The 12831-nt window shown below is 69.2% G+C and carries 12 protein-coding genes; 2 read left to right on the top strand and 10 right to left on the bottom strand.

Annotation, left to right across the window (positions count from 1 at the left end; translation table 11 throughout):
- Position 1 precedes the first annotated feature (1 nt).
- The 10 genes from AC16DP_RS20205 to AC16DP_RS20160 form a co-directional block, all read right to left on the bottom strand.
- Positions 2 to 1501, bottom strand: coding sequence for a class I SAM-dependent methyltransferase (locus tag AC16DP_RS20205; RefSeq protein WP_329725650.1), 1500 nt, complete (start codon positions 1499 to 1501; stop codon positions 2 to 4).
- A gap of 154 nt (positions 1502 to 1655) precedes the next feature.
- Positions 1656 to 2441, bottom strand: coding sequence for a hypothetical protein (locus AC16DP_RS20200; RefSeq protein ID WP_329725649.1), 786 nt, complete (start codon positions 2439 to 2441; stop codon positions 1656 to 1658).
- 460 nt (positions 2442 to 2901) lie between these two features.
- On the bottom strand, positions 2902 to 4059 hold the full coding sequence (locus AC16DP_RS20195; protein ID WP_329725648.1) for a cysteine desulfurase family protein: 1158 nt from the start codon (positions 4057 to 4059) through the stop codon (positions 2902 to 2904).
- 2 nt (positions 4060 to 4061) lie between these two features.
- Positions 4062 to 4868 (bottom strand): ABC transporter permease, encoded by an 807-nt coding sequence (locus tag AC16DP_RS20190; RefSeq protein ID WP_329725647.1) that lies wholly within the window; start codon positions 4866 to 4868, stop codon positions 4062 to 4064.
- Between the two features lie 2 nt (positions 4869 to 4870).
- Positions 4871 to 5707 carry an ABC transporter permease gene (locus AC16DP_RS20185; protein WP_329725646.1) on the bottom strand — a complete coding sequence of 279 codons (837 nt, stop codon included), beginning with the start codon at positions 5705 to 5707 and terminating at the stop codon, positions 4871 to 4873.
- Positions 5704 to 6732, bottom strand: a complete 1029-nt coding sequence (locus tag AC16DP_RS20180) for an ABC transporter ATP-binding protein (RefSeq protein WP_329725645.1) — start codon at positions 6730 to 6732, stop codon at positions 5704 to 5706. Before AC16DP_RS20180 ends, AC16DP_RS20185 begins: the two co-directional genes overlap by 4 nt.
- A gap of 15 nt (positions 6733 to 6747) precedes the next feature.
- Positions 6748 to 8016 carry a macrolide family glycosyltransferase gene (locus AC16DP_RS20175; protein WP_329725644.1) on the bottom strand — a complete coding sequence of 423 codons (1269 nt, stop codon included), beginning with the start codon at positions 8014 to 8016 and terminating at the stop codon, positions 6748 to 6750.
- A gap of 1 nt (position 8017) precedes the next feature.
- The gene (locus tag AC16DP_RS20170; RefSeq protein ID WP_329725643.1) at positions 8018 to 9208 is read right to left on the bottom strand and encodes a cupin-like domain-containing protein; all 1191 of its coding nucleotides are present in this window, start codon (positions 9206 to 9208) and stop codon (positions 8018 to 8020) included.
- Positions 9209 to 9265: 57 nt separating this feature from the next.
- Positions 9266 to 10624, bottom strand: a complete 1359-nt coding sequence (locus AC16DP_RS20165) for an FAD-dependent oxidoreductase (RefSeq protein WP_329725642.1) — start codon at positions 10622 to 10624, stop codon at positions 9266 to 9268.
- 177 nt (positions 10625 to 10801) lie between these two features.
- On the bottom strand, positions 10802 to 11629 hold the full coding sequence (locus tag AC16DP_RS20160) for an aldo/keto reductase (RefSeq protein WP_329725641.1): 828 nt from the start codon (positions 11627 to 11629) through the stop codon (positions 10802 to 10804).
- A 101-nt stretch (positions 11630 to 11730) separates the two neighbouring features.
- On the opposite strand from AC16DP_RS20160, the gene AC16DP_RS20155 reads away from it, so the two are divergent.
- Complete coding sequence (locus AC16DP_RS20155) at positions 11731 to 12303, top strand: RBBP9/YdeN family alpha/beta hydrolase (protein ID WP_329725640.1); 573 nt, start codon at positions 11731 to 11733, stop codon at positions 12301 to 12303.
- A 120-nt stretch (positions 12304 to 12423) separates the two neighbouring features.
- A complete protein-coding gene (rnk, locus tag AC16DP_RS20150) occupies positions 12424 to 12828 on the top strand; it encodes a nucleoside diphosphate kinase regulator (protein WP_329725639.1) in 405 nt (134 codons plus the stop codon).
- Positions 12829 to 12831 lie beyond the last annotated feature (3 nt).

The following is a 12831-nucleotide window of genomic DNA, read 5'->3' as shown; positions in this document are numbered from 1 at the left end:
GTCAACGGGCCGGGGCGGCCTCGGGCCAGGGGACGTCCCCGCGCGAGGCGACGACGACCTGCTGGATGGGCATCTCGAAACCACGGGAGGACGTGAGGCCCACGGGCTCGAGCAGCCGGCGGAAGTCGGGCATGGACAGCACGTCGCCCTCGTTGGACACGTAGCGGCGCAGCGCGAAGTAGAGCGCGTCCAGGGGCCCATCGCGCCGGTCCGTCAGCAGGTAGCCGGAGATGAGGAGCAGGCCCCGGGGACGCAGCGCGCGGGCGAGCTGCCCGAAGAGGCGCGGCAGCTCCTCGGGAGGCAGCGCGGGAATGACCTGGGGCAGGAGGATGATGTCGTACTGGGACTCGCCATAGTCCACGGAGAGGCAGTCCCCGGCCCAATAGCGCGCGCGCCCCTCCAGCTTGAGCTTCGCGATGTTGGGCTTCACCTGCTCCAGGACGTGCTCGGAGTCCAGGTAGGTGACGTGCACGGAGGGGTCCGCCAGTCCGAAGGCGGCGCCCCAGACACCCGAGCCGGTGCCCACGTCGAGCACCCGTGCGTCCTTCAGCGGGCGCATGCTCGCAACGAGCTCCGCCGCCTTGCGGCCCAGCTTGAGGTGGGAGACGAAGATGCCGGTGATGCGCGAGGCGTTCTGCTGGTAGATGCGCTTCGCCGTCTCCGGGTCACGCAGATCCAGACGGAATTTGCGCTGGGTGACGGCCTCGTCCAGGTGCGCGAAAGCCTCCCAGTAGTCCATGGTGGCCGGCAGCGCGCGCTGGAAGTACGGCAAGCTGGTGGCATCCAGGGAGCGTCCGGCCAGCTCGGAGAAGCCGAAGGCATCGCCCTCCTGACGGACGAGCCCCATGGACACGAGCACTCCGAGCAGCACCCGCAGGGCCTCGGGCTGGGAGGCGGTGGCCTTCGCCAGCTCCTCGAACGGCCGGGGGCCGGACACCATGGCCTCGAGCAGGCCCACCGTGCCGCTCGTCACGAGCGCCTGGGTGCGCAGGAAGTTGCGGACGGCCCGGTCCTCGTAGTCCGCGGCGATGGGGCTCGGCGCGGGAGCACGGGGCGAGAGGAACTCCTGGCGATACCACCCGAGCAGATCAATGGAGCCACCCCGCCCCTCCACCGGAGCGCCCGTGCGCAGGGCCTCGGGCAGCTTCGCGGACACGAGCCAACCGTCCAGCGCCTCGCGCATCCGGGCGGCGAAACCCTCCTGACGCAGGAAGGCACTGGACGCCGGGAGCGAGTACCCCCTCCCCTCCTCCAGCCGGACGAAGCCGAGCCCGACGAGCGGCTCGATGACGGAGCGCGTGCCCCGCACGGTGCCGCCGATGCGCTGGGCGAGCGACTCCAGGGAGATGGGCGCGGAGGCCGCCTCGTCCGGGAGGTGCGCGAACATCCCGAGCGCGAAGGTGCCCAGGAGCGCCGCGGACTCGTTGCTCGCGTCACGAGCCCAGAAGTTGAGTTGTTGGACGAACGCCGTCTGGGAGAGCGCGGGGGTGGACTCGGCCAAGGTGCGTGCCTCGGGATCGCCTGGGGGGAGCCGAAGTATGGCCCAACCGGTTGCCCCTTTGCACCTGGGCTCCCGCTCAACCGAGCCGGCCTGAGCGGCTCAGGCCCGGGAGGGTTCGGCACGACGTGACAGGGAGAAGCCGCCCCGTCGTTCGTCAGTCATTCCGGAACCACTCCGCCGGGATGCCCAACTCCGCGAGAATCCGCTCGGGTGCGCGCTGCCCCTTGATTTCGCTAGCAACCCGAAGCCGCGGAAACGCTTCAGGTGGCTGGGCGAACTCTTCGACTCCCTCACCCCCTCGCCTGATGGTGACAAAAAAATCGTCCAGGCCCGGCGTGGCAATGACCGTATACACGGTCGCATGGGGAAACCGCTCCGACACAGTGATGTCGGCGTACCCGATGTCGCCCGTCCCGCTGGCGATAAGCAGTCCTCGCGACGTGTCCTCAAGACGATAGAGCCCCGGGACGAGCGGTTCGCCCGCTTCCTCCTCCAGCACCCGAATGGCCTCTTGCGCACAGACGCCTTCCGCCAGAGCGACCTTTTGCAGAGATTTCCTCGCGGGCGAGTCCGAAGAGTCCTCGGTACCTGGCAGCGGGCAGCCGAGAGACTTCGCCAGCTCTTCTGGGTCTACCTCCTCGACCTGTAGAGCACCGTTTCGCCATGACATGACGGTCCAGGGGTCGTTGGCGCGTTCAATCGAGTACACCGGCTCATCACCTTCGAGCGATAGTTCCTCGGCGAGTTGCATCTCCGCGCCCACGTCGCTGGGGTCCGTTCCCACGATGGCATGGTAATGGCCACTGCCCGGGATGACCTCGAAGGGCTGCTCATTCCCGAGTTCTTGATCCAAATCCGACATCACGATGGAGCGGGCAAGGCTCTCCAGCCGTGCGGGCTCACCTGGGGACAGAACCGCCCAGAGGGGCCACCGGGTCATGGCGCACCACCCGTCAAATCTTCTGGCAGCTCGAGTGCCACGCGTAATTGTTTCGTCGTCTCGAGTATCTGGGCTTCCTCCACCTCAATGACCCGTGTTCTCCGCGCGTTTCTTTGCAGGAAGTCTGTCAGCTTCTCCCGGGTCGGCCCAGTCAACTTGTCAGTAGAAAGCCACCCGTGCTGGGTGCGGCCGTGCGCACGCGGTGGCCGCATCACCAAGACGAGTGGGCATGCTGCACCTCCTCGCCTGTACGAGTCGCAAATTGTAAACGACCATAGAGATTGTTGAACTGGGTGGAACTATCGATCCAGGCAGCCCGATGAACAATGATTCACTACCAGCACGCAGGTGCGGCCCCTATGTAGAACCCATGCATTTCTGCCTGTCCGCCGAGACCGCGTTGGACACATGGCGGACTTCCAAACCGTGACGGAATCCCACCTTGAAGTGTTCGGGCCGCTCACGGGCCGCCGGCCCGGGCTCTCTCCACCCACCGCTTCCACGCGGTGGCGAGCGCCTCGGCGGCGGCCACCACGTCCTCCCGCGTCGTCGTCCGCCCGAGCGTCAGGCGCACCGAACCCAGCGCCGCCGAGGGCTCCACGCCCATGGCGGTGATGATGGAGGAGGCGGACTCCTCGCCCGCGTGGCACGCCGAGCCCGTGGACGCGGCCACCTCGGGAGCCGCCGCCAGCAGGGCGGTGCCACTCACTCCGGGGAAGCGGACGTTCAGCGTGTTGGGCAGCCGCTCCACCGGATGGCCGTTGAGCGCCAGTCCCGGGACGCGCGCCCGCAGCCGCTCCCACAGCTCATCGCGCAGTCCCCTCACCCGCGCCGACTCCGTCTCCACGGTGCGGAGCGCCACCTCGCAGGCCACCCCGAGCCCCACGATGGAAGCGACGTTCTCCGTGCCCGGACGCAGGCCGCGCTCGTGCCCCGCGCCGAGCAGCACCGGACGCACCGGCGTGCCCTTGCGCACGTACAGTGCCCCCACGCCCTTGGGCGCGCCGAACTTGTGGCCCACCACCGTGAGCAGGTCCACGCCGAGCCCCTCGACGGACACCGGCAGCTTGCCCACCGACTGGGCCGCGTCGGTGTGCATCAATACACCCCGCGCCCGGGCCTCGCGCGCCACCTCGGCGATGGGCTGCAGCACGCCCGTCTCGTTGTTGGCGTGCATGAGCGTGACGAGCGCCGTGTCGCTCCGCAGCGCGGCCACCGCCTCCGAGACATGGATGCGGCCCTCTCCGTCCACCGGAAGCCACGTCACCTGCCCGCCCTGTTTCTCCCATTGGCGGCACGGCTCGACGGTGGCCGGATGCTCGGTCACGCACGTCACCACGTGCCGCTTCTCCGGCAGCGCCGCCAGCACGCCGCGGATGGCGAGGTTGTTGGCCTCGGTGCCATGCGCGACGAAGAAGATCTCCTCCGCCGCCGCGCCGAGCAGCGCCGCCACCTGGGCCCTCGCCTGGTCGACGGCCGCCTTGGCCCGGCGCCCGTAGACGTGGGCACTCGACGGGTTGCCGAAGTGCTCGCGCAGGTACGGCACCATCGCGTCCACCACCTCGGGCAGCAACGGCGCGGTGGCGTTGTGGTCCAGGTAGATAGGGTGTTCGTGCATGGTCAGCTCCCCGCCCCCTCATAGTGCTTCAAGCTGAATCCCCAGACACGGGCGGCCACGAAGGTCACCACCACCCCGACGAGTGGCGAGCCGTACCCCAGCCAGGCATTGGCCTCCGGCCGGCCCAGCAACACGAGCCCCGGGAAATAGCTGATGAAGGCGAACGGAATCACCCAGGTGAGGAGCACGCGGAAGAGCTGCTCGTAGAGGGTGACGGGGAAGCGGGCCAGCGCCGTCATCTCCTGCACCAGCGTGCACAGCGACATGGTGGTGGAGGGCTCCCAGAACGCCAGGCACTGGGTGATGAAGAAGAGCGAGCCGACGAGCAGCACCGAGCCCACCATGCACACCGCCGCGAAGGCGTACTGCCAGGGCGCCAGGCTGAGGTGCAGCTCCGACCCCGCACGCACCAGCAGCACGAGCCCTAAGAGCACGCTGCCCACCCCGTGGAGGCTGGAGGCCTCGGTGACCACCTGCAACCCCGCGGGCAGCGGGCGCAGCAGCACCCGGTCCAGACGCCCCTCGTTGATGAGCTCCGAGAGCCGCCAGGGACCGTCGTAGAACAGCTCCACCAGCCCCATGGGGACGATGGCCAGCCCGTAGAGGAACAGCAGCTCCCACATCGTCCAGCCGTGCACCTGGGGCACCTGGCGGAACACCGCCCAGATGAACAGGAAGCCGGCCACATGGCGCATCGCCGCTCCGACGATGCCCACCCAGAAGTCGGCCTCGTACTCGAGCTGCGAGCGCAGGTGCAGCAGTTGGAGCCGGAAGTAGATCCACACCAGACGGGAGGGTCGCGCGAACATGCTCAGCCTCCCTGGATTTCCAGGGCACGCACCCCGGGACGCCACATCAGCCGGGCGAGCCCCCAGAGCGCCACCACCCAGAACGCCTGGACCGCCAGCGCTCGCGAGAGCGCGTCTCCCTGGAGGTCTCCCAGGTAGATGGCCAGGGGCGTGTGGAGGATGCCGTGAAAGGGAAACACGAGCGCGAGCGAGCGCAGCCACTCCGGGTACAGCTCCAGGGGAATCAGCGCCCCCGAGAGGATGCTCACCAGGGCCATCTGCAACCAGCTCACCCCCAGCCAGTTCATCGTCCAGAAGGTGATCAACGCCGAGATGAAGCCCACGAGGAAGCGGATGAGGAAGCCCAACAGCACGCTCACCCCGAACAGCACGGCCGCGCCCATCGAGACGGGCGGGAGCGCGTCCAGCCACACGAAGCCCACGGCGGCGATGACCACCGCCCCCAGGCCTCCACTCACCAGGGCCGAGCCGGTGCTGAGGGCGAGCTGTCCCCGGAGGATGTCATAGGGGCGCAGCAGCTCGGTGGCGATGTCGCCCATGCGGACCAGGATCACCATGCGGTAGACGGAGTCCGTGGCGTTGAGGAACAGGGCGAGCGACTGGGCGAGCAGCACATACGTCCGCATGCGCGCCCAGTCGAAGCTGCCCACCTGGGCGGTGGACGAGAACACCGCACCCCAGAGCTGATACGACACGGCCAGCCACACCAGGTTGGCCAGCAGGTTGAGCAGCACGGTGCGCGGGTAGGCGATCATCCGCTGCGCCCCGGTGAGGGCCAGCGCGAGGTAGCGGGAACGCGGCGCCATGCGCAGTCCCTCGAGCGAGGCGGCGCCGCTCATGGCCGCGCGTCCTGGGGCTTGGGCCGGCTCTTGTAGAGCTCGCGCAGGATGGACTCGATGCTGGGCTCCTGGATGCGCAGGTCCTGCACGGGCAGCGCGGCCAGCAGGCGGCCCACCACCGGACCCACCGGCACCTGCGTCATGTCGAACTGGACCACCAGCTCATGCGGCTCGGGCTGGGTGCTGCAGGCGGCGGGCAGCTCCGGCAGCGTCTTGCGCGCCACCTCGAGCGCATCCGGCAACTGCCCGCGCAGCGACAGGTGGATGGCGCAGTCCCGGCCGAAGCGCTCGCGCATGGTGCGCAGCGGCCCGTCGAAGATGATGCGGCCCTCGTCGATCATCACCATGCGCTCGCACAGGTCCTCGATGTCGCCCAGGTCGTGCGACGTGAGCATCACCGTCACGCCGCGCTCGCGGTTGATGTGGCGGATGAAGCGCCGGACGTTGTCCTTCACGGCCACGTCCAGCCCGAGCGTGGGCTCGTCCAGGTAGACGAGGTCCGGACCGTGGAGCAGCGCGGCGGCGACCTCGCAGCGCATCCGCTGGCCCAGGGAGAGCTGCCGCGCGGGCACCCGGAGCAGCTCGCCCAGCTCGAGCAGCTCGGACAGCTCGCCCAGGTTCCGGGTGAAGTCCGCCTGGGGCACGTCGTAGATGTCGCCGAGCAGCCGCAGGGACTCGAAGACGGGCAGGTCCCACCAGAGCTGCGAGCGCTGGCCGAACACCACGCCGATGTGCCGCGCGTTGGCGATGCGGTCGCGGTGCGGGTCCAACCCGCGCACGCGGACCTGTCCGCTCGTGGGAGCGAGGATGCCCGTCAGCATCTTGAGCGTGGTGGACTTGCCCGCTCCGTTGGGGCCGACGTACGCCACGCTCTCGCCGGCCTCGACACGCAGGTCGATGCGGTCCACCGCGGTGCGCTCCATGAAGCGGGGGCGCACGAGGTGCCGGACCGCGGCGGCGAATCCCGGTCCCTTGTCGGGGATGCGGAAGCTTCGGGTGAGTTGCTGGGCTTCAATCAATGACACGGGACTTCACCTTGCTCACGAGGCGGCGCGCTGGCCCACCGGCTCGCGCTTGCGCAGGACGTACTGTTCGAGGGCCTCCGCCGCCCGGCGGTGGCCGCCCCCCTCACGAAGCGTGGGCTGGAACTCCGCCAGCTTCGTGCGGTGGCTGGGATCCGCATCCACGGCCTCCACGGCCTGGAGCAGCGCCTGGGGATTCAGGGCAACGTCTTCCTTCAGCGCGCGGCCGAGCCCGAACGCCTCCACCCGCTTCGCCGACAGCGCATGCTCGGAGATTTGAGGGAAGACGAGCATGGGGACGCCGAACCACAGGCCCTCCATGACGGAGTTCATCCCGCCGTGGGTGATGAAGACCCGGGCCAGCTTCTGGAGGATCTCCGGCTGCGGCACGTAGGGGCGCAGGATGAAGTTGGAGGGAATCGGCCCGAGCGAGCCCAGATCGATGCCCTGCCCCACCACCATCACCACCTGCCAGCGTGTGCCACCGAAGGCCTCGAGGCAGGGGCGGTAGAACTCGGGGCGCTGGTTCAGCGGGGTGGTGCCCATGGACACGAGCAGGACGGGCTTGCCCTCGAGCTGCTCGAAGGGGAAGTCCGTGGGTGTCTCGCGGGGAGCCACGGTGGTGGGCCCCACGAACAGGAAGCGCTCGTCGAAGTGCTCGATGTCCGGGTGGAAGCTCCGGGGCACGCAGACGATGTTCAGGTCCTCGTAGGCCACGAACAGCTCGGGCATGCGCCGGCGCGGCACCCCATGGCGCCAGTGGAGCATCTCCGAGGCCCACCGCAGCCGGAGCATCGCGATGATCTCCTTCAGGGGAGGACGCGAAGGCTGCTCGCCGCCGGAGCCCACCTCGTTGCCGCTCTGCGTGGACTCGGGCAGCACGTACGTCGTGTAGAAGGAGGACGTGGGCAGGCGCAGCAGGTCCGCGGTGGCGCGGCCCCAGGTGGACATCACGTCGTAGACGACGCAGTCGGCGGCCTCGGTGCGCACGCGCGCGGCCATCTCGGGAGCGCGCTCCAGGCCCCGGCGGAAGGTGGCGAACAGGTGCGGCATCGCCTCCTCCAACATCTGGAGGCCCGTCTTCCCGGTGACGTCCTTCGTGACGTGGTGCAGGCCGAGCGCGTCGTCGATCTTCCGGAAGGCCGCGCCGGTGCCGCGCACGGCCTGCTCGTACGCCCCCGTCACGTAATAGACGACCTCATGGCCCCGGGAGACCAGCTCGCGGGCAACGGGCAAGGTCGGGCCAACATGGCCCTGCGCCGAGAACGGCAGGAAGACGAATTTCATCTCAATCGCGCGGGAAGAGGGTCGGGGAGTGGCGGTTGCGCTCCACCATGGCGGCGAAGGCACCGGGCAGCGTGGGGTGCGGATCCCCCGAGGCCTGGAAGACGAAGTGCTCGTAGTAGCGGGCGAGGTGCTCGCGCAGGAAGGCCGGGATGCTCTCGGCCACCCGCCGCGTCTCGGCGCGGTGCTTCGCCAGCTCGGGCGTCTCCTCCGCCACCGCCTCGGCGTGCGCTGGCCCGGGCTCGGCGGCACCGGGAGCGAAGACGGCCTCGCGGTAGAGCGCCAGGGCCCGGTTGCGCTGCTCCTGCGAGCGCGGGAAGAACAGCTTCACGGCCTGCGACAGGTTCGAGTACGCCGACTCGAGCTGCGGGAAGCTCGCGGGGAACAGCCGGGTGTTCACCATCACGTTGAGCCCGAAGGACTCGACGTGGTGCCACCACAGGGGCGGCATGACGAGCACGTCCCCGGGCTCCAGCACCGCCACCCAGGCCTCGCGCTGCGCCCGCTCGAAGAGCGGATAGCGCCGCAGGTCCGGCTCCAGCACCCGCACGAGGCTCGTCTGGCAGTACTCGAGCATGCGATCGAAGGGCGCCTGGTACAGGTGGGGCAGCGACTCGGGCGGGAAGAGCGTCACCCGCTTCACCCCGTTGACCATGCAGATGACGGTGGTGAAGTCGTCGTAGTGCAGGTTGACCACTTGCCCGTTGGAGCCCACCCACATCATCGCGATGTCGTTGTCCTCCGGGAGGAAGGGCAGCACGCCGGGTGCCAGCGCGCCGGAGAGCGGCGTGCCCTTCTCGATGAAGTGCGCCTGCATGTAGACGGAGTCGGCCGACTCGCCCCGCTGGCACTCCAGCAGCTCGCGCGCGAGCACGTCGAAGGGCACGTTCTCCCGCCGCGTGGCCTTGCCGAACGTCACCTGCTCGGGGTTGCCCTCCTGGAAGTGAAAGTGGCCCCGCAGCTGCTGGGGCAGGCGGTGGTAGGACACCGGCGTCTCGCCCACGAGCGAGCCCAACAGGGCCAGCTTCCGCTCGTCGCCCTCGCGCTCGCGCATCCGCTGGAAGAGCGGCCAGGACTCGAGGCTCCCCGTCACCACGAAGGGCTCCTGGAGCTGGGCGGTGACGAACTCCTCGCGGGAGATGCGGGAGATCCGGCGCACGGGCCTGGGGGTGAAGGGCAAGGGGGGGAGATTCATGGGGGGCATGCTAGCAGAGCGGCGCGGAAGGCCAGCCGGGCCCCCCAGCGGGCGGGCTCACCGGCTCCGGGAGCCCATCATCTGATGGATGGCGGCCTCCACCTCGGGGCCGTCCCAGCGCTGCTCGATGTCCTCCAGGCGCATCAGCTGCTCGATGAGGGCCTGGTGCTCCTGCTCCCTCTTCCAGGCCTCCACGTAGCTCATGGGGGTGAAGGAGATCATCGAGTAGAGCGACTGGTACTTGTCCGGGTAGAGGCTGTTGACCTTGCGCTCGAGCTTCCTGCGCAGGTGGAAGGAGGGGTCTCCCACGCGCTCGCGCAGCTCCCAGAAGTGCTGGAGGGCCAGGTCGGAGATGAGGTCCAGGTTCGGCTTGCGCAGCCGCGAGTAGTCGCGGAACGCGGGGCCCCAGGCGCCCTCGTGGGTGGTGAGGCACTGATCGAGCGTGGCGCAGTCCTCGAAGCCGGCGTTGATGCCCTGGCCGTAGAAGGGCACCAGGGCGTGGGCGGCATCCCCCACCAGCACCACCTTGTCCTGGTGGTACCAGGGCGAGCAGCGGATGGTGACGAGCGGGTTGGGCCGGCGGGAGAAGAACTCCGTGGCCAGGTCCGGCATCAGCGGCACGAGCTGGGGGAAGCGCTCCTCGAAGAGCCGCCGCACGTCCTCGGGCGTACGCAGGGACTCGAAGGAGCAGTCATCGCCCTCGGCGGGCAGCTGCAGCATGAGCATCAGGCTGCCGTCGAAGTTGGGCATGCCCAGCAGGCCCACCTCGCCGTCCGGCCAGAAGTGGATGGCGTTGCGCTCGAAGGGAGGCCGGCCGCCCGGCTGGAGCGGCACGGTCAGCTCCACGTAGCTGTGCGGGAAGAACTGCTGCGAGTAGTCGAACCGGCTGGAGCGCTGCAGCCGCTGGCGCACGATGGAGAAGGCCCCATCCGCCCCGACGATGCGCTGCGCCCGCCGCTGGAAGGTGGTGCCCGTCTGGATGTCCTGGAAGGTGAGCGTGTTGCTCTCCAGGTCCACGTCCAGGCAGCGCTGGCCGAAGTGGTAGGTGACGCCGGGCTGCTGCTGCGCGCACCGCAGCAACATCTCGTAGAGCTTGTTGCGCGAGATGCACTGGAGCGCCTCGCGCGAGTTGCCATAGGGCTGGAAGGTGGTGGAGCCGTCCCGCCCATGCACCGCGCGGCCGTAGAGCGGCACGGTGGCCTCGCGCACCTGCTCCTCGACCCCGAGCGTCCGCAGCACCCGCAGGCCCCGCTCGCACAGCGTCAGGTTGACGGTGGGGCGGATGGACAGGTCCGTGCGCAGCCCGCTGTCCCGATCGAAGACGTCCACCTTCAGGCCGCGCCTCGCCAGGAACAACGCGAGCACCGAGCCGACCGGACCTCCACCGACGATGATCACCTCGTCCGACGAGCTCATGACCGGCTGGCGCTCCTCACGGGCAGAAAGGGGGATCATCCGTCAGGCTCCCTCCCCGCCCACGCACCTGGCCGTCTCCGGCTTTCAAGAAGACGAGATGATTTCTACCCGATAATAAGAAACACCCGTGTAACCGGTAAGTCAAGGGCCGGGGTGGGACACGCGAGACGCCGGGGCTCAGGGCACGTCGGTGGGGTCCCACCCGGTGTACAGGTCCTCGTTCATCCCGTCGAGCCGCCGCAGGTCCTCGGGGGAGAAGGAGAAGTCGAAGACGCTGGCGTTCTCGCGGATGCGCTCGGCGTGAACCGACTTGGGGATGACCACGAGCCCATGCTCGAGGCACCAGCGGATGAGCACCTGCGCGGGGGACTTGCCGTACTTCCGGGCGAGCTCCACGACGCGAGGATCTCCGAGCCGCATGCCCTTGGTGAGCGGGCTGTAGGCCTCCACGGCGATGCCCTTGTCCGCGCAGTAGCGCAGCAGTGAAGGCTGGTGGAGGAAGGGGTGCTGCTCCACCTGGTTGACGGCGGGGACGACCCGGGCCTTGCCCAGCAGTTCCTCGAGGTGGTGCTCCAGGAAGTTGCTCACGCCGATGGCGCGGCACTTCCCGTCGGCGAGCAGCTTCTCCAGGGCGCGCCACGAGTCGAGCCGCCGGCCCGGCACGGGCCAGTGCACCAGGTACAGGTCCACGTACTCCAGCCCGAGGTCCTTCAGGCTCCGCTCACAGGCGCGCAGCGCGGAGTCATAGCCCTGGTCCTCGTTCCACAGCTTGGTGGTGACGAAGATGTCCTGTCGGGGCAGGCCGCTCTCGCGCACGGCGGCGCCGACGTCGCGCTCGTTGCCGTAGATGCGGGCGGTGTCGATGTGCCGGTAGCCGGCCGCGAGCGCCGCCAGCACGGCCTGGCGGGTCACCTCGCCCCGGGGCGCGCGGAAGACGCCAAGGCCCAGCCGGGGCAGCTCCACGCCATTGTTCAGCTTCACGGTGGACTGGAGGGTCAATTCCATGGGGAGCAGCTTGAGGGCGCGTGGACGGCCCTGTCCACCCTTCCCCGCCGCACGTATCCACGGGAAGGCGGGACGCGCCGGTGTTATGCCCGGGAGCCACCATGACGCGCACACTCACCATCGTCCCCCGTTGGGCCGGCCACTCCGGCTCGGACTTCTATCCCTGGCTCCTCCGCGAGCGGCCCCCGGGCTTCGACGCCGTGCGCGCGCTGGACATGCCGGAGCCGAAACAGCCCACGATTGGCACGTGGGTGCCCGCGCTCACCGCCACGCTGGGAACGGCGCCCGCGCCCGGAACGGTGTTGATGGGGCACAGCGTCGGATGCCAGGCGGTGGTGCGCTACCTGGCGGAGCTGCCTCCGGGGAGCACGGTGGACGGCGTGCTGCTCGTGGCGGCCTGGTGGGGCGTGGACAAGCCGTGGGACAGCCTCGTTCCGTGGATGGAGACACCGGTGGATCTCTCGCGGGTGCGCGCGGCCTCGCGCCGCTTCGTGGTGCTGCTGTCCGACAACGATCCCTTCACCTCGGACTTCCGTGAGAACGGGCGGCTGTGGAAGGAGCGGCTCGGCGCGGAGGTGGTGCTCGCCCCGGGCGCGCGCCACTTCAACGGCGAGCGGGAGCCGGCGGTGCTCGACGCACTGCGTCTGCATTTCGGGGAGACGCTCACTCCCTGACAAGCCGTCAGGGTTGCGCCCGGTGGGACGTCAGGAGCCAGACGCCCTGCCGCCATGCAGGCATGGTTCGGATCCCGCTTGGTTGACCGGCCACACGCAGGGTCAAAGGATTGAACCGTGATGAGTACGCAAGAGCCGAGGATCGTGGTCACGTCGACCGACATGGAGCGGCTGCGGACCCTCATCGACACGACCGCGGGCGACAAGGCGGACGCGCTCGATGCGGAGTTGCTGCGCGCGGAGGTCGTCGAGCCGACGCAGGTGCCGCCGGACGTCGTCACCATGAACAGCCGGGTGGTGTACCGGGACGAGGACACGGGGGAGACGCGGGAGGTGACGCTCTCCTATCCGAAGGACGCCTCGATGGAGCAGGGGCGGGTGTCCGTGCTGGCGCCCGTGGGAGCGGCGCTGCTCGGGCTGTCGGTGGGGCAGGAGATCGAGTGGCAGCTGCCGGGCGGGAAGCACAAGCGCCTGAGCATCCTCTCGGTGACCTACCAGCCGCAGGCCGCGGGCCACCACCACTGAGCC

The organism is Archangium sp. (assembly GCF_057119385.1).
The sequence above is the reverse complement of the archived record's forward strand: the minus strand, read 5'-3'. Positions and strand labels throughout refer to the sequence as shown.

Excerpts from the sequence above, each read along its gene's own strand:
- AC16DP_RS20170 (WP_329725643.1), bottom strand. The coding sequence starts at position 9,208 with ATGAATCTCCCCCCCTTGCCCTTCACCCCCAGGCCCGTGCGCCGGATC.
- rnk (WP_329725639.1), top strand. The coding sequence starts at position 12,424 with ATGAGTACGCAAGAGCCGAGGATCGTGGTCACGTCGACCGACATGGAG.
- AC16DP_RS20165 (WP_329725642.1), bottom strand. The coding sequence starts at position 10,624 with ATGAGCTCGTCGGACGAGGTGATCATCGTCGGTGGAGGTCCGGTCGGC.
- AC16DP_RS20155 (WP_329725640.1), top strand. The coding sequence starts at position 11,731 with ATGACGCGCACACTCACCATCGTCCCCCGTTGGGCCGGCCACTCCGGC.
- AC16DP_RS20160 (WP_329725641.1), bottom strand. The coding sequence starts at position 11,629 with ATGGAATTGACCCTCCAGTCCACCGTGAAGCTGAACAATGGCGTGGAG.
- AC16DP_RS20175 (WP_329725644.1), bottom strand. The coding sequence starts at position 8,016 with ATGAAATTCGTCTTCCTGCCGTTCTCGGCGCAGGGCCATGTTGGCCCG.
- AC16DP_RS20195 (WP_329725648.1), bottom strand. The coding sequence starts at position 4,059 with ATGCACGAACACCCTATCTACCTGGACCACAACGCCACCGCGCCGTTG.
- AC16DP_RS20190 (WP_329725647.1), bottom strand. The coding sequence starts at position 4,868 with ATGTTCGCGCGACCCTCCCGTCTGGTGTGGATCTACTTCCGGCTCCAA.
- AC16DP_RS20200 (WP_329725649.1), bottom strand. The coding sequence starts at position 2,441 with ATGACCCGGTGGCCCCTCTGGGCGGTTCTGTCCCCAGGTGAGCCCGCA.
- AC16DP_RS20185 (WP_329725646.1), bottom strand. The coding sequence starts at position 5,707 with ATGAGCGGCGCCGCCTCGCTCGAGGGACTGCGCATGGCGCCGCGTTCC.